Source organism: Bacillus sp. DTU_2020_1000418_1_SI_GHA_SEK_038 (genome assembly GCF_032341175.1).
Lineage (GTDB): Bacteria > Bacillota > Bacilli > Bacillales > Cytobacillaceae > Cytobacillus.
Genome location: NZ_CP135435.1, coordinates 709,007 through 729,734, shown reverse-complemented (window position 1 = coordinate 729,734; position 20,728 = coordinate 709,007). Strand labels below are relative to the sequence as shown.

Below are 20,728 nucleotides of genomic sequence, written 5' to 3'. Positions count from 1 at the left end.
TTTCTCCTCCCTTCTTAATTATTCGGTTCCAGCCATTACTGCTTCAATATAAAGGCTCGGATTTAATAATCCATCTGCAGCCATTTGAACATATTCATGAATTCCCTCTGCTCCTAATCCGAGTGCAATCGTCAGAGCAGTCAGGCATCCTATTGGAAACATCAAACCTTTCGTAGTTCCCTTTTCCATTTCCTTGCTTAAAGCCGTTTCGCCCCAAAAAACATTCATAAAGATTTTCATGATCGAATACAAGACCATTAGGCTCGTTAATAATCCAATTCCGCCTAGCCAGTAATATTCAGCTTCAAACGTTCCCCGTGTAATAAAGACCTTCCCCAAGAACCCGCTTAATGGTGGAATTCCTGCTAACGATAAAGCGGCAATAAAGAACATCCACCCTAAATAAGGATGATTACGAATAAGTCCGCTTATTTCCTTCAGCTTACTCGTACCTGTAATGGCAATAATCGTTCCGCCTAATAGAAATATAAGTGCCTTAATTAGAATGTCGTGAATGAGATAGTACAAGGAACCCAATATGCCATTCGGGGTAAGGGAGGCCAGCCCAGCGATAATAAACCCAACTCCAACAATCACGTTATACGTTAAGATTCTTTTGATATCCCAATAAGCAATAGCCCCAATTGCTCCGAGAATCATCGTTAATGCGCCAAGAATCCCAATAACCAAATGGGTTACCTCTGGCTTATGGTAGAAAACGAGTGTAAACGTACGGAATAAGGCGTAAATCCCTACTTTTGTTAATAGTGCCGCAAATATGGCCGCGATGGCTGTTGGCGGAGCGCTGTAGGCGTCTGGCAGCCAAAAGAAAAGAAATAGGGCAGCCTTCATCCCAAATACAATTAAGAATAGCAGCGCAACCGCAGTAAGCAACCCATCCTGCCCAGCTTCCGCTACCCGTAAAGATAAATGCGCAAAATTTAATGTCCCGAGCATGGCATAAAGATATGCAATAGCCACAAGAAATAAAGAAGATGACAGAACATTAATCAGGACATACTTGATGGACTCCCGAAGCTGAATCCTTGTTCCACCTAATGAAATCAGTACATAGGATGAAATTAACATGACTTCAAAACAGACAAACAAATTAAATAAATCACCTGTTAAAAACGACCCGTTCACACCAGTAATCAAAAATAAATAAAATGGGTAAAAATAATGCTTCTCCCTCTCCTTTCCAATCGAACGAAAGGAGAAAATCAGGCAAAAGAGCGCAACAATACTCGCACTCAAAAGCAGTAATGCCGAAAACATATCCGCTACTATACTAATGCCATAGGGAGGGGCCCATCCCCCTGCCTGAAGAGTCTGAACGCCATTCACTTTTATTTGATTCATTAATGAGACAGACACAACCCCTATAGCTATTATGGCCAGTATACTAAGCAAGCGCTGAAAACGAATGCTTTTCCGGAATAGGATTAAAATCAGACCCGAAATAAGCGGAATGACTATCGGCCATATAACAAGATTATTCATCCTTATTTCCCCTTAATTGCTCCATATCATCAGTCCCTACTGTTTTATATGTTCGGTAACTAAGCACTAAAAATAAAGCGGTAACGGCAAAGTTAATGACAATCGCCGTTAAAATAAGTGCCTGTGGCAATGGGTCGGTAAATGTTGTTTGGATCCCGCCTAATAAAGGCGGACCCCCCTTCTTTAAACCGCCCATAGTTAGAATTAACAGATTGACTCCATGACTGATAATTGAAGTCCCCAAAATGATTCTAATTAAGCTTTTACTCAAAACTAAATAAGTGCCAATTGAAAAAAACAAGCCTACAAGAATAGATATAAGTGTTTCCATCTCTACTCATCCTCACTAATACTTAGAATGATTGTGACAGCAGTGCCAATAACAGCTAAGGCAACACCCACATCAAAAATCACCGCCGTTGCTAGCTCTGTTTTACCGAAAATAGGAAGGTTAAAGTAACCAAAGGTTTGGTTTAAAAATGGTTTCCCGACAAATATGGAACTCATCCCTGTTAGAACAGCAAGCAGCACACCGAATCCAGCAATTTTTTTAAAATCGACTGGAATGTTTTTTCCAACCGTTTCAATATCGAATGCAAGGTAGAGAAGTACCAGCCCTGCCGCCACACTCAAGCCGCCGATAAATCCCCCGCCCGGATTATGATGACCGCCGAAGAAAAGATATATTGAAAAGGTTAGTATAATGACGATGGCCACCTTCGTCACGGAACGCAATATTACATCATTCGGGTTCATTCCTTAGGCTCCCTCCCTGCTAATTGAAGCTTTATTAACGTATAAACTCCTAGGCCTGCAATACATAAAACGAGAATTTCCAACATCGTGTCAAATCCACGGAAATCAACAAGAATAGCATTAACGATATTCTTTGCACCTGCAAGTGTATAAGAATCCTCAAAGAAATCCGAAATAGATGCGAAAAGCCGGTGATTATTGGCGGACATTGCTAGTAAAGTGACAATGACGCCAACCCCAAGAGAAATAATTAGATTTGTCATCTTGAATGATACTCTGCCAACTTCCTTCCGCATTTTAGGCAAATGATAGAAGCATAGCAGGAATAGAGCTGAAGTCACGGTCTCTACAACGAGCTGTGTAAGCGCCAAATCAGGTGCCCGGAAAATAACAAAGAACAAGGATACGAGATAGCCAAGTGCGCCTAGAGCAATAATCGCTGTTAGTCTTGATTTTACAAGAAGCACAGTTAAGGCTGAAAAGACCATTACGACTATCAATACACCTTCATATAAACTAACCTCAGCATTCGTTGAAAATTGCAGGTTTAATTCTTTTGACAGCAATAAAGCACTGCCGAGAACAAGAATGATAAAACCAAAAATATAAACTAAATAATTTCTAATAGATCCTGTCATATACCGATTGGTTACTCTTAATGAAGTTCTTTCCGTACCTTCTAGTGATAAGTTATACAGGTGATTTAGCGATAGAGCTTTAGGATAGAAATCATATAGGAACATCCATCGCTTAAAAAGTTTATACAATATGGAACCAACGATGACAACACCTATGGTCATAAATAGTTCCGAATTCCATCCGTGCCATGGCTTGATCGTTACATCCATCTCACTTAATGAAAGTCCAGGCAAGATCGCCATTACTGCAGGCTGAAGAAAATTCTCCGAAACGACATTTGGGAAAAAGAAAATAACAATGACAAGCACGGCTAATATAATCGGCGGAATCAACATCCCAATCGGTGGTTCATGCGCAATTTTATCTATTTTCTCTGGATGGTGCTTGCCAGTAAAAGTTTTAAAAACAAGAATCATACAATAGATAAACGTAAACACACTTGCAATCCATGCAACCCATGGAATGATCAGCCCAAATGTCTTCATTCCAAATACCGGATGCTCCCCTGCGGTTAATACACTTGTAAAAAACATCTCTTTACTCAAAAATCCATTAAATGGAGGAAGTCCAGCCATTGCAAAGCTTCCGATAATCGTAAGTGTAAACGAAATAGGCATTAGGCTCATTAATCCGCCTAATCTGCGAATATCACGTGTCCCAGTTTCATGGTCAATAATCCCGATCACCATAAATAAGCTCCCCTTAAAGGTGGAGTGATTAATTAAATGAAACATAGCCGCTAATACCGCAAAGGCATAGACAGTTGACTCATCTCCATGACCAAAATACATAGAAGCAGAACCTAATCCGAGAAGACACATAATTAAACCTAATTGGCTGATGGTCGAATAAGCGAGTAATGCCTTTAGATCCTTCTGATTGACAGCGTTCAAGGAGCCATAAAGCAATGTTATCAGACCCACCCCTGTTACCATCCAAAACCATTCACTGCTTCCGCCGAAAACAGGCGTAAATCTGGCTACTAAATATATGCCAGCTTTCACCATTGTGGCTGAATGTAAATAAGCACTGATTGGCGTAGGTGCCTCCATTGCATCGGGAAGCCAAATACTAAATGGAAATTGGGCTGATTTTGTAAAAGCCCCTAATAGAAGCAAAATCATTGCAGGCAAAAATAAGGGATGCTCAGTAACAGTATGAACCATGCTCAACATTTCACGAATGCTGTATGTATCTGTCATCATAGAAAGCATAATTAGACCAGATAACATCGCCAATCCGCCAAAAATCGTTATAAGCAATGATTTCTGCGCACCATATCGAGAGTTTTTTCGTTGATACCAATAGGCAATCAGTAAAAACGATGAAATACTAGTTAGTTCCCAAAATACATATAAAACTAAAATATTATCCGAAAAAACGAGGCCAAGCATAGCACCCATGAATAAAAGCATATAAACATAAAAATTATGAAGAGCTTCACGCTCTTTAGACATGTAATATATTGAATAGAAAACAACGAGCGTTCCAACCCCGGTAATTAACAGGCCAAAAATTAAGGCTAATCCGTCCAAATACGTTGTTATATTAATGTTTAATGATGGCATCCACGAAAGTGTTTGGAAAACTGTCTGTCCATTTGCAATCATAGGAATATACTGTAACAGATATAGAAATACTGATAGCGGGACAATGATGACAAACCAGCCCGTATGTATTCGCGGTGTAGCCATTTTATATAAAAATGGTGTTAATACAGCAAAAATAAACGGCAGAAAGATCATGATAGGTAGCAAAGACACAATTAGATCCCCTCCTAACAAAGATTAAATGTTTCAAATACCAATTTCTATTAATGTTTGTTTCTTCATTCATTTTTAGTCTTTGACAATCTACTTTATATATAAATAATGGAAATAGATTGACTTAATACAGAGGCATGATATATATTCAAACATAGTTTAATTGAATCTAATTTCTGTTAAACGCATCTAACACGAGGTGAAATGAAAATGAAAAAAGTAAAGGGACGTATGGACGAAAGCATCCTCGTCTGTGTATACTATGGGCCAAATGGTGAACGTCTTATTCAACGTGGCTGTAAAATTGCGAGCATGCTTAATTGCCCACTCTATATTTTAACCATTGATCCTCTGCCCTTTGATGAACTGGATGCAGAAAAATCCGATTATATTACGAGATGGCAGCAAATCGCTGAGCATCATCGTATAGAGGAATTTATCTTAAAAGATAATGAAAAGAGACCTGTCTCAAAAGTAATTGCAGAGGTTGCCCGCGAAAAGCACATCACTCAAATTATCCTAGGTCAGACTGCCCAGAGCCGCTGGGAACAAATAGCTAAGGGCTCTATCATTAACTCCTTGTTGCGAGAAATTCCTTTTGTTGACCTGCACATTATTTCTGTTTCCCGTGCCCTTAGAGACCAAGAAGGACTTTTCGAAAAAGGGGTTCGCGCATACCTAATTAAAGAAGGGGATTTTTATCGCCTAAGCTTCCTTCATACAAAAGAAGTTGAATTTGAAGGGATTTTCTTTAAGGAACAAGGCACAGACTTCAATAATGGTGTTTTCAAATTCATGAAGGATAAAGAAACACTGCAAGTTGTTGTAACAGAAGATATTGTCAAAGAATTAAAAAATGTCAGAATGACTGATCCGTTTGATACAGACAGCGATTTATAATAAAGATTTCGAACACTTCCAGCTCCCTATTGCTGGAAGTTTTTTTGTTCCTCTGATTATCTAATGTTACATAAAAATAATTTACCAAAAAATAAGTAACATTACAATGAAAAGGCACATAAAAATAGTAAAAAAAAATACAGCTTCTTAAATAAGAAGCTGCTCTGAAATTCAGAAAGTTATGATTTCTTCCGGAATAACTTTTCTATTGGGTTAAAGTCTTCGAAGCAGTTATAGTCCGTACGAATGGATTCTTTGCTGCCGAGCCCGAGGAATCCCCTCGGACCCAGGCTTTCATTAAATAATTGCAGCACATGTCCCTGCAGGTCAGTATTGAAATAGATAAGGACATTCCGGCATATGATGACATGAAACTCATTAAAGGATCGGTCCGTTACTAAATTATGCTGTGCAAAGACGACATTTTTCAGTAAATCAGGGTTTAAATAAGCAGCATCACAATCAGCCGTATAATATTCGGAAAACGACTTATGGCCCCCTGCAAGCATGTAATTCCTCGTATATAACTGCATTTTCCGCAGGGGGATTATACCTTGCTCTGCTTTAGCTAAGACGTTTTCATTCATATCGGTTGCATAGATTTTTGTTTTGTGCCCAAGCCCTTCCTCCTCCATCAAAATGGCCATGGAGTATACCTCTTTCCCAGTAGAACAGCCAGCATGCCAAATTCTAATTTCAGAAAGATCCTTTAGAAATGGAATAACCTCATTCCTAAATGCCTTGAAGAAGGCAGGGTCCCGGAACATCTCCGTCACATTAATCGAAAAATCTCCTAATATTTTTTCTAAATATACTTCATCATGAATAACTTTCTCCGTTAGACTGGTGATACTTGATAAACGTTCCTGGGTTAATCGGTATTGCACCCGTCTCTTGATCGATGACCTCATATATTGCCGAAAATCATAGCCTGATAGACGAAAAATAGCTAATAACAATAGGTCAAGCTCTACATCCTCTTTACTAACTTTAAACATTCTTCATCATCCCAATATTTTTACTTTCTAAGATAACCATACACGCATAGCAGACAATAGCTGATCTAGTTTTAGCGGCTTGCTGATATAATCTGATGCGCCAGACTCTATGCATTTTCTTCTGTCATAATTCATCGCTTTTGCTGTTAAAGCAATAATGGGCAGATTCTGATATTCTTCAAGCTCACGGATTCTTTTCATCGTTTCATAGCCATCCATAACAGGCATCATAATATCCATTAACACAATGTCAATGATTTCTTCTTTCGTAATTGTCTCTAGACACTCCATGCCATTTTCGGCTGTTAGAACATGCATGCCCTCTTTTTCAAGAGCATTTTTTATCACATAAATATTCCGATGATCATCATCAACCACGAGAACCGACTTTCCTTGCAGAACCGTAGATGATGGGCTTTCATCCTGATCACTAATAGAATGATTTTCAATGGATGTTTCAATAATAGATTCTAAATCTTTTGCGGAAGCCGCTTCATTTTTCATTGTTTCCTCTGCTCTTTTTGGTAACCCATTAGGCAGACTGGGAATAAATAAAGTGAAACTAGAGCCCTTCCCTTCTTCACTCTTTACTCTACATACCCCGCCAAGAAGCTGTGCAAACTCTTTTGTTATAGATAATCCCAGCCCTGTTCCGCCATACTTTCTCATTGTGGCTCCATCCACCTGCTGGAAGGCCTCGAATATCTCTTCCTGCTTTCCTATTGGAATTCCAATTCCTGTGTCTGAAACGATCACCTTTAACCAAGTATCTGAGCAGTTCGCTAGCGGGAAACTGGAAATCTCATGGCTGTCCGCCTTTTCAAACGTAACAGAAACAGACCCGGCATCTGTAAATTTAAAGGCATTTGATAGTAAGTTTTTTATCATTTGCTGAAGGCGCTGTTCATCAGTAAAAATTGCCGCCGGTACGCCTGCACTCTCAGTAACTGAGAATTCAAGATTCTTTTTCTTAGCGAATGGAACAAAGCTCCGTTCCAAGCGACTAGCAAAATCATTCATATTCACTTCCTCAAAGTGAATCTCAAGCTTCCCTACCTCCACTTTAGAAAGATCAAGAATATCATTAATTAAGTCTAGCAAATCCTGACCGGACGAATGAATAACCTTAGTGAACTCAACTTGTTCTTCATTCAGGCCGTGATTCGGATCATCAATCAGCATTTCTGAGAGCAGCAGAATGCTATTCAAAGGTGTACGGAGCTCATGAGACATGTTGGCAAGAAATTCTGTTTTGTATTTAGAGCTCTGCATTAGCTCCCTAGCCTTTTCTTCTAGTGCTTCCTTGGCAGACCTCAATTCCTCTGACTTCAACTCTGCATCATTTGTGCGTTCTTCTAATTGCTCATTAATCATTCGGAGCTCTTCGGCTTGGGTTTGCAGCTCCTCAGATTGTGACTGCAATTCTTCTGACTGAGTCTGCAATTCCTCAGATTGCATTTGCAGCTCTTCTGTCTTTGCCTGTGAGTCCTCTAATAAACGAGCAATTTCCATTCTGCTTAATATATTTGTAATAGCTATACCAAGCGTATCCAGCACTTCCTCCATCAGCTTTAATTGGGTGGAAGTAAACTCGCTTAAGCTTGCCAGCTCCAAAACGGCTACGACTTCATCCTTCACTAAAACCGGTGCCATCATAATGCTTCTTGGTGCCACGCTGCCAAGGCCTGTATGAATTAGACTATACGTGCTTGGCACATCATTTAGAATGATATGCTTCTTTTCAATGGCACATTGACCAACTAGCCCTTCGCCAGGATAAAAAAACTCTCTCCCTGCATGTTGACCGTCTTCTGCATAGGAAGATTTTTTTCGATAAACAGTCTTTCCGTTTTCCGTTTCTTTAACATAGAAAACACCGAGATTGGCATTGATTGCATGGGATAATTGGCGAATGAGAGCTTCACCGAGGGAATGAATATTGACATGGTGGCTATACAGATGAATGATGTCTGCAGAATTGCTTTGTATCCAATTTTGCTCCGTGATTTCTGAAATATATTTTGTTTCTTTTTCATTATAGATTTCTAAGGATGCTGCCATGGCATTAAAGGACTTTGCGATTTCACCAAATTCATCTTTTGTATGAATTTCCACCCTCGGGAGTTTTGACAGATTTTTATAGTCAATCCGATTAAGCCCCTTTAATATTTTTGCCATCGTCTTACTTGTGGTTCGAATGAGTGAAAGTGTAACAAGGACAATCATCACTAGGGCTAGCATAACAGCTGATACGAGCACAATGACAAGCTGGGCATGGGTCTTTGTAGCACTTTGCAGTGATTCATCCATTAATGATTCCTGATACTCGATAAATTCTCCTAAGTCGTGTAAAAGCATATCGCGATTGCTTCGTTCTGCATCATAAATAGTTTGCATTTCATCAAACTTGCTGCTTTTAAATTTCGCAATAAATTCCTGCTCCATTTGATTGTAAGAGGTGTAAGTTTTTTCGATCTCATTTAGAAGCTTTATGCCTTTAGGGGTATTAATGGTAGATTTTAAACTAATTATTTCTGAAATAATGCCTTTTTCATTATCTTTTAGAGAATTCTCAACCAATTCCGGGTTTATTTCTTCTTTAACAATCAAAATCCGCAACAGTTGGCGATCCGTTTGATCAAAGAGCCTTCTAATCTCAGTAACTTGATTCACTTTATAGTATCGATCCTTCACAATCTCCAGCATATTCGCTTTTATTAAATTTGCCATAAATAGGACGACAAACATCAATAGAAGCATAAATAATACAGTCAAGCCTAAGCTTAGATATTGCTTCCTTTTAAAACTCAATGAATATGCCTCCTTTATGATGAAATAAGTTTAAGTGGTTTAATTATTTATGAGTGCAGAATGACTGCTATAACGTTATGTATGGCCGTTCGGCTAAAATGCTAGCCGAGCGGCATTTATTTGCTTTTACTGGTTTTGATAAGTCTCTTCTCGGACATCTGTCATCCATTCTTGCTGAATGAGCTTAAGCTGGAATAAAGTTATCGGATCACGGTATAGTTCAGGATTTTCTCTAATTTCCTTCAGAGACTGTTTACTTGACTCAATAAGTCCTGCTGATTCATTTACTGTCTCCTGCAGTTCAGCAAATGGCGGATTAAAAAACATGCTAACATCTCTATCAATCGATTTTTCAAAAAGATCAAATGGCTGGAAGAATTGATCTGCAACTTCTGAAGCCACTTCACTATAGTCCTCATTTTCAATAAATTGTTTATATTTGTTATGGAGCATTGGATTGTTCGGCTGGATTGCCCCAAGCAATCTTCCTGCACTCTTTAAAATAAATTGGGATGGAGTAAAGCGGTTTAATATATTAATATTTTCGATTTGCACTTTTCCTCTTGTCATCCGTTCCGCATCTCTGCGCCAATCATCAAGCACTTTAAAATCACATGCAAGAATTAATTTATCTTCCTCATAAAGATCGTTGAAGCCCGCACCCATTTCATTCAGGAATTCCTGAGCCCCGCTAAATTCATCACTCGCCTCGTCAATCCACTGATGAATTACCTTATGAAAGCTTGGCATAATCTTTTCATCCATATGATGGCAAATACGATTATTCATTTCTGTATTCAGCTGAATATGGATCTTCCCAAAGTCGCTGTCCTCTTGGATCAAATTAGAACTCTCTTTCAGCAACTCAGGAATATCCTCCATTAGCTGCAGCTTGATTTCGTCTTTTATCTTCGTAAACGACCTTTTCATGATTCGGGCCTTATCTTCCTCCAAATCACGTAATTGATTAGTGGCTCCCGTTAATTTGGTTACCATCTCATCATTCCATTTAATCGATTCTATGAAGCCATTCTCCATCTCAACGCGTCTTTCCAGAAGAAACTTAATCGTCTTACGTATATAATGCTGAACCTTAGACGTTCTTTTTTCTTCAAGATTCTCGTGATTAGTGATAGATTCCAAGAAATGAGCTAAAGGCTCAAGTTGGTCATCATGGCCAGAATAAGCAAATAGCCTTGCTTTTGAAAAATAAGTATTCACTTTAGATGTGGCTCTGTCTATCACTTCCTGCTCCAATTCATTAGCATCTATTCCATTTAATAAGAAGTGAATAGGAAGATCTGGTGCCTGCTCGCGAATTTTCACGACAATTTCAAGCTCTTCCTCTGTAAAAGCATGATTGGCATTTAGCACAAAAAGCAGACTATCAGCGAGCTGCAAATATTGAAATACTTCATTTCTGAATCGGTTCAGACCAGTTACCCCAGGTGTATCAATAAAGGCAAGCTGCTTTTCGCGAAGAAACGGCGCAGGCTTTTTATACAGGATCACAGTCTGTAAGTTATCGCTGACATCGGATAACTGAGAAATTTCCCTTTCTCCTTCATCTGTGATCTCCTGTATTTCCACAGCCGCATCATCCTTGAACATAACGGTGGTTGAAATTGAGTCATCAATTACTCTTTCCCCAAGTAATTGATTAATAAAATCCGATTTCTCATTGCCAGCGGCTCCTGCAATTAATAGATAAGGTGCATTAAGATCTAGAAGCTCCTTCACCATCCATTGGAATCGGTGGCCAATCTCTATTCCATTCTTTCTTGCCCAAGAGACAATGGTCTTGAATAGCTCGAATCCATCTTCCAATCCATTGCCGTAGTGCATCATTTGGCCCATCTTATTCTCTGCTAAATTGATGGCTGAGTGCTCAATGCTTGAAGGGAAAATTTCACCCCAGGCAAGAGCTGAAGCTGCAGCAATGGAGGAATAGGCAGAATCAGCCATTTTCACCCAGTTGCTTAAATGATTCGGAATTAAATGTGAAATTTCTCTTATTAAATACTTCCCATTTATTAATTCGAAATATGTATCATAATACACGGCCGAAAGCTCTTTCCATGAATGGGAGCTTCCCCCTTCCAAATGGAGAAGGATGTGATTAAATTCTTTAATCCAAGCAAAATATAAGTCTCCATTTCGATAATGATTCCATAAGGAAACAGCCAGTCTTTCAAACTTTGCCAAATCCTCCTTAAATAATGTGACTAATGCTTCATTGAAATAATTAGGTTCTGCCTTCTTTGCCTTTCCCTGCTCGACATAGATCTGCAGAATATCAAACCAAACAAGGTCTCTAGTCCGAACGGATTCATTAACAGCAAGCTCAATGGCATTTTTCCAATCCTGATGCTTTTCAAAAAACTCTTTAGCGATGCTCGTTACATCCCGATAGTCTGGGTTAAAAGAAACAGCCTCTTTTATCGCCTCAACTGCAAAATCAAGCTTACCCAGTGCGACATAGGTGGAAAATAGCTGTAAAAGCACTTCCATTTTTAGAACATCTGAATCTGTTTGTATTGATCGGTACAATTCCTCCGCTGTGGTGAGAATTTCTAGTTCAAAATAAGCATCTGCCATATTCTTCTTTGCCCATGGCTCAAGCTCATTATTAATATTTTCCCATTTAAAAATAGCTGTTTCATAATCATAATTCTGGAAGTAAATCTCCCCTTGAGCAAACCGAATAAAGGAAAGATCCGAAATCGCTTTCTTTTGCTCCTCCACATACAGTTCACCTAATGCCTTGATGGGATGTATATTCTCTTTTCCTTCCACTAACATCTTGTAATAACTTTTTCCTATTAACTGTTCATCTATTGTCATCATGCTACCCCCGCAGAAAATTTTTACATACTTGATATTTTCAACTAATATCAAAACGAGCCGAAACGGCTAAAGCCTAAGTAGCTTTATTTACTTTTTTCCTATTCTTTTATTCTAACAAAATATTTTTATGGCAAATTTTCAATTTTGATTACATTATTGTATTCTTATGTAACAAATTAAATAATGGGCAAAAGTCCTAATGCCTGGATCCTACTTGATTACCCTAATTTCCTATTTTGCAAACAATTTGCTGCGCTTTTCTTTTCATTCTAAGCAAAACTCAATATAATTACAATTTCACATGATGTCATATCCATACAATCGGATATGGTTATCCCCTTCGATTGATTTACTTGGGTAATAACAGTAAAATAAGAATTAACTACCTACATATAGAAAGGCTGATACCGGTTTGGAACAAAATTCGTCAAACTTTATTAAAAATATTATTATCGAGGATTTGGAATCAGGAAAACATAAAGATATCATTACTCGTTTTCCTCCCGAACCGAACGGGTATCTTCATATCGGTCATGCGAAATCCATTGTCATTAACTTTGGTCTTGCCGATGAGTTTAACGGAAAAACACATTTACGATTTGATGATACCAACCCATTAAAAGAAGATAAGGAGTATGTTGACTCCATTAAGGAGGACGTAAAGTGGCTTGGGTATGAGTGGGAGGACCTCCGCTTCGCTTCCGACTATTTTGAGGAAATGTATAACCGTGCCATTCTCCTTATTAAAAAAGGTAAAGCCTATGTTGACGATTTATCCCAGGAAGAAATCCGGGAATACCGCGGGACACTGACTGAGCCTGGAAAAGAAAGTCCTTATCGCAATCGTTCAGTAGAGGAAAACTTAGATTTGTTCGAACGCATGCGTAATGGCGAATTCGAAAATGGCAGCAAGGTGCTTCGTGCAAAAATTGATATGGCCTCACCGAATATAAATATGCGTGATCCTGTCATCTATCGCATCTCACATACTGCCCACCATAATACAGGCGATAAATGGTGCATTTACCCAATGTACTCCTTTGCCCATCCTTTAGAAGATGCGATTGAAGATGTCACTCATTCGATTTGTACGACTGAATTTGAGGATCAGCGTCCGCTTTATAATTGGTTTATTGAAGAATGCGAAATGGAAAGCAAGCCGCAGCAGATTGAATTCGGACGGCTTAACATTACGAATACAGTCATGAGTAAAAGAAAGCTTAAGCAGCTTGTGGACGAGGGCTTTGTCGATGGCTGGGACGATCCACGGATGCCAACGATTTCTGGATTAAGAAGAAAAGGCTTTACTCCAGGCGCAATACGTGAATTTGTTAAAGCAACTGGTATTTCTAAAGGATCTGGTGCTGTAGATGAGGCTATGCTTGAGTATTTTGTCAGAGAAGACTTAAAGCTGACTGCACCGCGAACTATGGGTGTATTGAACCCGCTTAAAGTCGTGATTACGAATTATCCAGAAGATCAAGTCGAAATGCTTGATGCTGAAATCAACCCAGAAAATGAAGAAATGGGTATACGGCAAATTCCATTCTCTCGAGAAATTTATATTGAACAGGATGACTTCATGGAAAATCCGCCGAATAAGTATTTCCGCCTCTTCCCAGGAAATGAAGTTCGTCTTAAGCATGCTTATTTCATTAAATGTAATGATGTGATTAAAGATGAGAAAGGCAAGGTCATTGAAATTCACTGCACTTATGATCCTGAAACAAAAAGCGGGACAGGCTTTACAGGACGTAAAGTGAAAGGAACCCTTCACTGGGTTGATGCTAAACATGCTTTTCCAGCTGAATTTCGTTTATATGAGCCATTAATACTTGATTCGGAATTGGAAGCTGAAGCAATGGACAATCCTGGGGAAGAAAAGACGTTTTTGGATTATGTAAATCCAAATTCACTTGAAATCGTTCAAGGCTTTATTGAACCGAATATGAAGGATGTTAAAGCACAGGATAAATTCCAATTTTTCCGTCATGGCTACTTTAACGTGGATCCAAAGCATTCAGCGGCTGAAAAGCCTGTATTTAACCGGATTGTTTCCTTAAAGAGTTCATTCAAGCTATAATAATCATCACCATTTGCATCAATTTTTTTCATACTTAACACATCAAAGGGAGGAAACAAAAATGACAAACCAAAATGAAAATCAAACACTTCCGCCAAAAACTTGTACAATTGAGCGACTTATAACTTTACCAGCAGACATAGAATTGGTGTTAGCAGGAAAAAAAACGGCTACGCGCCGAAATGGCCGCTATGCAGATGTCGGTGAGATTATGGACCTTCAGGGACATAAATTTGTCGTTGAGAAGGTTTATTCACAATCTTTAGGTGAATTAACAGATGAGCATGCCAAGCAAGAAGGCTATGAAACCGTTGAGGATTATAAGCAATCCATTCTATCCTATCACCCTGGCATGCCTTGGCTGCCGCAAATGAGAGTATGGGTGCATGAGTTCCGTCCTGTTTCGGAATAATCGTATTTTTCATGGATACACTATATCGCTTTATCCTATACATCCATGTAGGCAGTGCTGTTCTTTCCATTGGTCCATTTTTCGTTTTAATTCCGATAGCGAAAAAATTACGAGGAGCTGAACATGAAGTCCAGCTTGCCTACCTGGATATCTTCCGCTTCACAGTCCGGCTTGTAAAGCATGCCGGACATCTCCTTGTCGGGAGTGGTGCATTACTTATTGCTATGGGTCATTGGACGTGGAAAACACCATGGATTATTGCTACGTTAGCTGTTATGTTTGGTTCCGTATTTTTTCTAGCAAGGGCGTTCACTCCTATTTTTCGAAGTTTTCATGAGCCTGGACAAAATCAACAGCAGCTTATCCAAAAGCTTTTAAAATCAACATGGCTTTATCTTATTCTATTAATGGTCATGCTCTGGCTAATGGTAGTAAAACCTTCCCTTTGGTAAAAGTCGGTGTACATTTCATTACTATGTAACTGTCACTTTTCCCTATAATAATCTTAAAAATGGTCAGCCTCGCTATAGAGCCTGGCCATTTTTCTTAGGGATTATAAAACTCGGTATCATCGTGCTCTTTGTTTCCACTTTTCTTTGGAATCTGAAAAATTCGGAAACATCATACCCTTTGTTTCCATTTTTTCATGGGAATCTGAAAAATTCGGAAGCATCATCCTCTTTGTTTCCATTTTTTCATGGGAATTCGAAAAATTTGGATACATCATGCTCTTTGTTTCCATTTTTTCATGGGAATTCGAAAAATTTGGATACATCATGCTCTTTGTTTCCATTTTTTCATGGGAATTCGAAAAATTTGGATACATCATGCTCTTTGTTTCCAATTTTCAATGGAGGCCTAAAAATTTTGGAAACATCGCGCGCTCTTTGGTACCCTTTTTTCTATAGGAATCTAAAAAAATGAAAGCATCTCCTTTATGGTTGACTGCGTTCATTTTTTGTATAAAACACACTGTATACCATTTAAAATAAAAGCCAGGATGTTATCATTTTCCTTTTGATTCCATTCTGCATTATAATATTAATTGAAATTAAAAATTCGGAGATAAGTTTTCTTAGTTACTATATTGATATGAATCTATAGGGATAGGAGTGGTATTAAAAGTGGGTGTTACCTTACGAAAAGGACAGAAAGTCGATTTAACAAAGGCTCATCCGGGTCTTGAGGTTGTCGTGGCGGGGTTAGGCTGGGATGTTAGCCACAGCCATTCTCAATATGATTTGGATGCCTCAGCATTCTTAGTTGGCCCTTCTGGAAAGGTCCAAAGTGACATGGATTTTGTATTCTATAATAACCCTAGGGGCGGAAATGGTTCGATTATTTACAGCGGTGATAATCGTACTGGAGCTGGAGCCAGTGATGATGAACAAATTACAATAGAATTAAATAAAGTTCCTCCTTCTATTCACCGGATTGCATTTACCATCACAATCCATGATGCACATGTTAAACAGCAAAACTTCGGACAAGTTGCTAATGCCTATGTTCGAATTTTTAACGCTATTACTAATGAGGAATTAATTCGTTTCGACTTAGGACGTGATTTTACTGTAGAAACGGCCATTGTGGCAGCTGAACTGTATCGCCATAACGGAGAGTGGAAATTCAATGCCATTGCGAGTGGCTTTCAAGGCGGGTTAGCTGCACTTTGCAGAAATTTTGGCGTTCAAGTAGATGATGAGCCTGCTTCTGCACAACCAGCTTATCAATCACAGCCCATCAATCAACCATATGCCGGCTCTCATCAAGCGCAGCCTTTTTCGAGCCAACAACATACAGCCTATAATCAGCCGGCTTTCGGTCAACCAAATACGCACAATCCTTCCTATAATCAACCAGCGTATAATCAAACAATGCAGCAAAGCCAGCCTTTCAATCAGCCTGCCTATGGCCAGCAGGCAAGCTATAATCAGCCTACATACGGTCAAGGCTATTCCTCAGGGCAATCTTATGGCGGAGACAATATTAATTGCACTCGATGTGGTTCCTCAAATGTACGAACAGGTGAGAAAGGCTTTGGTCTTGGTAAGGCGGCAATTGGCGGGTTAATCCTTGGTCCGGTCGGTTTATTAGGAGGATTTATTGGCAAAAACCAGCTTAAATTTACATGCAACAACTGCGGAAACGCCTGGTCCCCTAATCAAACTGATTATACACAATGGGCTAACCAGCAAAAAAGAAAAGCTCAAGAATTATTTGCCCGCTATAAAAGCCAGGATGTTCTAGATGCTGTTGTTGCAGCATGTGCACTCGTATCATTAGCTGATGGCAGACTGGATCCTTCCGAGCGACAAAAAATGATGGAATTTGTCAATCAAAGCGAAGAATTGCGCGTTTTTGATACAAGCAAAGTGATGCAGCAATTTAATTACTTTGTCCAAAAAATTGAACGTGATTCTATTATCGGGCGTGCTGAAGCATTTAGAGCTTTAGGGCGTGTCAGATCGAAGCCTGAAATTGCTCGCCTTGTTGCTCGTTATTGTATCGCACTCGGCTATGCAGACGGTCACTTCGATCCTAGTGAAAAGCAGATCGTTTCAGAAATCTGTATGGAATTAGGATTAAATCCTCAAGAATTTTTATCATAATCGTGAAGTCTAAATAGCTTTTTGAAGAGCCCTCTCCTAAAAAAGGGCTCTTTGTTTTTTAATTAATTCAATCCGCATACCCATCTTCAAACAAGGGGAAACTTATATCAAAACGAAAAGGAGGCATCCCCTTGGAAGATGTTAATTTGGAAGGAAGTCCTTCAACTGAACGAGTTATGCCGATGACATCTATTGCTAGCGGCATGTTTCAACTTGTCGCTCAAGGTGTCCAATGCTATACCGTTCAAATCGTCAATATTTGTTTTGTCACTATTTCTGACACCCCTGGAGATTGGGTATTGGTTGATGCAGGTATGCCCCAATCTGCCAGAAAAATTATCGATGCTGCTGAAGAGCTCTACGGTGAGGGTGCAAAACCAAAAGCTATTATTTTAACACATGGTCATTTCGATCATGTTGGAGCCATTATTGATTTAATTAATCACTGGCAAGTTCCTGTCTATGCCCATACACTAGAGTTCCCTTACTTAACCGGGAAGAAAAATTATGTAGAACCTGATTCATCTGTTGAAGGCGGAATGATTTCAAAAATCTCTCCTTTTTTCCCGAATGAGGCTATCAATATTTCGGGACATGTTCACCCGCTTCCCGATGATGGAAACGTTCCAGAAATGCAGGGCTGGAAATGGGTTCATACACCTGGACATACACCTGGTCATATAGCATTATTTAGAGAAAGTGACCGTGCCCTTATTGCGGGTGATGCCTTTGTTACGGTTAAGCAAGAATCTCTCTATAAAGTTCTAACACAGGAATTTGAAATAAGTGGGCCGCCAAGATACTTAACTCCTGACTGGGAGTCATCACGGGAGTCGGTTGAAAAACTATTTGACCTTCAACCTGCCTATGCTGTAACAGGTCACGGAGTACCGGTATCAGGGGAATTATTAACAGAAAGTTTAACAAAGCTAGTTAAAGAATTTGATAAAATCGCCATCCCAGATTTTGGGCGGTTTGTCGATGGGGTTCATTAATTGATTTCATCCAATAAAGGTTAATAGTGCTATTTTGCCTAACTGAAGCTTTGCGGGCTCTAGTTTCGTTATTTGCACATAAATGGGGTATTTCCTTATGTTTACGGACACAGATTCCCCTATTCGTAAAAAAACAATAATTTCCTTTCGTTTTTTCGCAAATAACGTACACAGTGTCCGCTTAGCCCATAAAATGAGGGCATTTTATGCAAATAACGGATTTAATGTCCGCATAAATTTCTTCTACGATCGGTTTGAACAAATAAACGCTCAAAGTCATTATTTTTTAAAAGTTTTCTCCAATGAACTATTTATCCTTATTGGATCTTCCTTTTTTTGCTATGATATAAATAGCATTAATTAGGGGGAGTCTTTGTGGAGAAACGGAAGCTAGTTGTTACCCAAAATTTAAGTCAGGATTTAGTCCAAGCCATAAAAGAAGTTATTCCCGATTGGGAGCTTATTGTTGGAAAAGAGAAGGAAATTTGGCAAGATCATTTACAAGAAACAGAAATTATTGCAGGCTGGAAGAAGGAAATAACAGAATATGTGCTAGCCCCTGATTCTAAGCTGTGTTGGGTTCAATCATGGTCGGCAGGTATAAACAGTATGCCATTGAAGGAATTCAATTCCCATCATATCCAGTTAACATCAGCTAATGGGGTCCATTCCTTCCCTATTTCCGAAACAATCTTTGCACTCATGCTCGCGCTTACTAGAAAAATACATACATACGTGAAAAATCAACAGACAAAAACATGGCATCATTCAGGATTAAAGCTTGAGCTGCATGGTAAAACAATGGGCCTATTTGGAGTAGGCGCCATTGGAAAGGAAACAGCCAAAATTGCCAAGGCCTTTGGCATGAATGTTTTAGGCTTCCGCCGCTCAGGTCAACCTGAGGAGTTTGTTGATAAAATGTATACACTTGATCAGATAAATGATGTTTTACCGTTGTGTGACTATGTTGTCGTAACACTTCCCCTCACAGGGGAAACAAAACATTTATTTGGACAAGAACAATTTAACCTCATGAAGCCTTCATCCTTCTTCATTAATATTGGCCGGGGCGATATTGTTGTAGAATCAGAGCTAACCAAGGCATTAATTGAAGGAAAAATCGCTGGTGCAGGCTTGGATGTATTTGAAAAAGAGCCTCTTAGTGAAGACAGTCCTTTATGGGCGCTTGAAAATGTAATTATCACGCCACATACAGCAGGATCAACCGAACATTACGATAAGCGCGTCATTGAGGATATTTTTATCCCGAATTTAAAAAGTTATTTAAAAGAGGAGAAGCTTCCAATTAATTTAGTTGATTATCAAAAAGGTTATTAAAATAGCAAAAAAGGGATTACATGAATCCCTTTTTTGGTTTCTGAGTCTGCCCCACTCCCCTTTTCTTCCGTTTCCGCAGCAGCTCCTCTAATGCACCTGATCCAAGAACAACACCGGAAACAATGAATAGCAAACCAAATAAGTGAATAGAAGTTATGATTTCCCCCAGAAAAACAGCCGAACCTACTAATGAGAAAAACGTGCTTAAATTAATGAAAATGGATGCTTCTGCGGGTCCGATTTTTTTAATAGCTGAATTATAAAACATATGCCCCAAGGCTGTTGAAAGTATTGCTGATGAAAAGAAGGCAACCCATAGCAGGATAGGGGCACCGAATAACCCTTCAAACCCTTTTGGCTCCTGCCACAAACTAATGAAAAATAAAAGAACGCTTCCAAGGATCAGCATATATCCGGTTAAAAGCCGTGGATCCATTGTTTTCGCTGCCTTGCTAATAAGAATAAAGCTGAGGGCTTGTGACAGAATCGAAAAGAATATATGTAAGTCACCTATCGAAAGACCTGATAGTCCTTTTTCACCCGATAATACGATAAAAGAAACCCCTGCACTTCCAAATAGGAATCCAAGAATTTGAATCCATGTTGCCCGATTACGCAGGATGACTGACGAGAGAATGGCCGTTAATAATGGACCCGTTCCTAAAATGAGCGCCCCATTTGTAGCTGTTGTATTCGTAAGACCTACTGATAAGAAAAAATGATGGCCGACCACGTTGAACAAACTGCCAAAAATAATAAACTTCCATTCTTCTTTACTCGGCCTTCTTATTTTCTGTATGAAAGCCATAATGAGAAAGACTGAAATCCCTGCCGTAAAAATTCGTAAAGAGGTAATGGTTACTGGTGGAAAATAACCTACAAGTATCTTGACAATTGGCACATTGAATCCCCAAGCAATCATGATCCCAATGAGCAAAAGATAGGTTTGTATATTTTTCAAAATGATTTCCTTCTTCCTTCACTTTCACATAATTAACCTATTTTATCATGGAATTCTTTACAAAATCATTTTATTTGAATCCATGAAGAAAAAAGCCAGCCCTCCTGACAGAG

At 39.1% G+C, this 20,728-nt stretch carries 15 protein-coding genes; 7 read left to right on the top strand and 8 right to left on the bottom strand.

The window, feature by feature from the left end:
• Positions 1-18 precede the first annotated feature (18 nt).
• The 4 genes from RRV45_RS03680 to RRV45_RS03665 are packed head-to-tail and all read right to left on the bottom strand — an operon-like array spanning position 19 to position 4,661.
• On the bottom strand, positions 19-1,503 hold the full coding sequence (locus tag RRV45_RS03680) for a Na+/H+ antiporter subunit D (RefSeq protein ID WP_315667396.1): 1,485 nt from the start codon (positions 1,501-1,503) through the stop codon (positions 19-21).
• The gene (locus RRV45_RS03675; RefSeq protein WP_315667395.1) at positions 1,496-1,834 is read right to left on the bottom strand and encodes a Na(+)/H(+) antiporter subunit C; all 339 of its coding nucleotides are present in this window, start codon (positions 1,832-1,834) and stop codon (positions 1,496-1,498) included. The genes RRV45_RS03680 and RRV45_RS03675 overlap by 8 nt, the downstream gene beginning before the upstream one ends.
• A gap of 2 nt (positions 1,835-1,836) precedes the next feature.
• A complete protein-coding gene (locus tag RRV45_RS03670) occupies positions 1,837-2,259 on the bottom strand; it encodes a Na(+)/H(+) antiporter subunit B (RefSeq protein ID WP_315667394.1) in 423 nt (140 codons plus the stop codon).
• The gene (locus RRV45_RS03665; RefSeq protein ID WP_315667393.1) at positions 2,256-4,661 is read right to left on the bottom strand and encodes a Na+/H+ antiporter subunit A; all 2,406 of its coding nucleotides are present in this window, start codon (positions 4,659-4,661) and stop codon (positions 2,256-2,258) included. Before RRV45_RS03665 ends, RRV45_RS03670 begins: the two co-directional genes overlap by 4 nt.
• Before the next feature lie 210 nt (positions 4,662-4,871).
• On the opposite strand from RRV45_RS03665, the gene RRV45_RS03660 reads away from it, so the two are divergent.
• Complete coding sequence (locus tag RRV45_RS03660; protein WP_315667392.1) at positions 4,872-5,561, top strand: universal stress protein; 690 nt, start codon at positions 4,872-4,874, stop codon at positions 5,559-5,561.
• 179 nt (positions 5,562-5,740) lie between these two features.
• Here the strand turns inward: RRV45_RS03660 and RRV45_RS03655 are convergent, their stop codons facing one another.
• From RRV45_RS03655 to RRV45_RS03645, 3 genes are all read right to left on the bottom strand, one after another.
• A complete protein-coding gene (locus tag RRV45_RS03655) occupies positions 5,741-6,559 on the bottom strand; it encodes a CheR family methyltransferase (protein WP_315667391.1) in 819 nt (272 codons plus the stop codon).
• A gap of 27 nt (positions 6,560-6,586) precedes the next feature.
• Positions 6,587-9,370 (bottom strand): response regulator, encoded by a 2,784-nt coding sequence (locus tag RRV45_RS03650; RefSeq protein WP_315667390.1) that lies wholly within the window; start codon positions 9,368-9,370, stop codon positions 6,587-6,589.
• 126 nt (positions 9,371-9,496) lie between these two features.
• A complete protein-coding gene (locus tag RRV45_RS03645) occupies positions 9,497-12,217 on the bottom strand; it encodes a dynamin family protein (RefSeq protein WP_315667389.1) in 2,721 nt (906 codons plus the stop codon).
• Between the two features lie 412 nt (positions 12,218-12,629).
• Between RRV45_RS03645 and RRV45_RS03640 the strand changes: the two genes are divergently transcribed.
• The 6 genes from RRV45_RS03640 to RRV45_RS03615 all read left to right on the top strand — a co-directional run bounded on the left by RRV45_RS03640 (position 12,630) and on the right by RRV45_RS03615 (position 19,654).
• On the top strand, positions 12,630-14,300 hold the full coding sequence (locus tag RRV45_RS03640) for a glutamine--tRNA ligase/YqeY domain fusion protein (RefSeq protein ID WP_315667388.1): 1,671 nt from the start codon (positions 12,630-12,632) through the stop codon (positions 14,298-14,300).
• 61 nt (positions 14,301-14,361) lie between these two features.
• Positions 14,362-14,712: an ASCH domain-containing protein gene (locus RRV45_RS03635; protein ID WP_315667387.1), complete on the top strand. Its 351-nt coding sequence runs from the start codon at positions 14,362-14,364 to the stop codon at positions 14,710-14,712.
• A gap of 11 nt (positions 14,713-14,723) precedes the next feature.
• Positions 14,724-15,164 carry a hypothetical protein gene (locus RRV45_RS03630; protein WP_315667386.1) on the top strand — a complete coding sequence of 147 codons (441 nt, stop codon included), beginning with the start codon at positions 14,724-14,726 and terminating at the stop codon, positions 15,162-15,164.
• Between the two features lie 672 nt (positions 15,165-15,836).
• Positions 15,837-17,321, top strand: a complete 1,485-nt coding sequence (locus tag RRV45_RS03625; RefSeq protein WP_315667385.1) for a TerD family protein — start codon at positions 15,837-15,839, stop codon at positions 17,319-17,321.
• A 176-nt stretch (positions 17,322-17,497) separates the two neighbouring features.
• Complete coding sequence (locus RRV45_RS03620) at positions 17,498-18,316, top strand: MBL fold metallo-hydrolase (RefSeq protein WP_315668920.1); 819 nt, start codon at positions 17,498-17,500, stop codon at positions 18,314-18,316.
• A gap of 375 nt (positions 18,317-18,691) precedes the next feature.
• The gene (locus RRV45_RS03615; RefSeq protein ID WP_315667384.1) at positions 18,692-19,654 is read left to right on the top strand and encodes a D-2-hydroxyacid dehydrogenase; all 963 of its coding nucleotides are present in this window, start codon (positions 18,692-18,694) and stop codon (positions 19,652-19,654) included.
• 16 nt (positions 19,655-19,670) lie between these two features.
• Here RRV45_RS03615 and RRV45_RS03610 read toward each other — a convergent pair whose 3' ends face one another.
• Positions 19,671-20,615, bottom strand: coding sequence for a DMT family transporter (locus RRV45_RS03610; protein WP_315667383.1), 945 nt, complete (start codon positions 20,613-20,615; stop codon positions 19,671-19,673).
• Positions 20,616-20,728 lie beyond the last annotated feature (113 nt).

Excerpts from the sequence above, each read along its gene's own strand:
- RRV45_RS03680 (WP_315667396.1), bottom strand. The coding sequence starts at position 1,503 with ATGAATAATCTTGTTATATGGCCGATAGTCATTCCGCTTATTTCGGGT.
- RRV45_RS03675 (WP_315667395.1), bottom strand. The coding sequence starts at position 1,834 with ATGGAAACACTTATATCTATTCTTGTAGGCTTGTTTTTTTCAATTGGC.
- RRV45_RS03670 (WP_315667394.1), bottom strand. The coding sequence starts at position 2,259 with ATGAACCCGAATGATGTAATATTGCGTTCCGTGACGAAGGTGGCCATC.
- RRV45_RS03660 (WP_315667392.1), top strand. The coding sequence starts at position 4,872 with ATGAAAAAAGTAAAGGGACGTATGGACGAAAGCATCCTCGTCTGTGTA.
- RRV45_RS03655 (WP_315667391.1), bottom strand. The coding sequence starts at position 6,559 with ATGTTTAAAGTTAGTAAAGAGGATGTAGAGCTTGACCTATTGTTATTA.
- RRV45_RS03645 (WP_315667389.1), bottom strand. The coding sequence starts at position 12,217 with ATGATGACAATAGATGAACAGTTAATAGGAAAAAGTTATTACAAGATG.
- RRV45_RS03635 (WP_315667387.1), top strand. The coding sequence starts at position 14,362 with ATGACAAACCAAAATGAAAATCAAACACTTCCGCCAAAAACTTGTACA.
- RRV45_RS03630 (WP_315667386.1), top strand. The coding sequence starts at position 14,724 with ATGGATACACTATATCGCTTTATCCTATACATCCATGTAGGCAGTGCT.
- RRV45_RS03620 (WP_315668920.1), top strand. The coding sequence starts at position 17,498 with ATGCCGATGACATCTATTGCTAGCGGCATGTTTCAACTTGTCGCTCAA.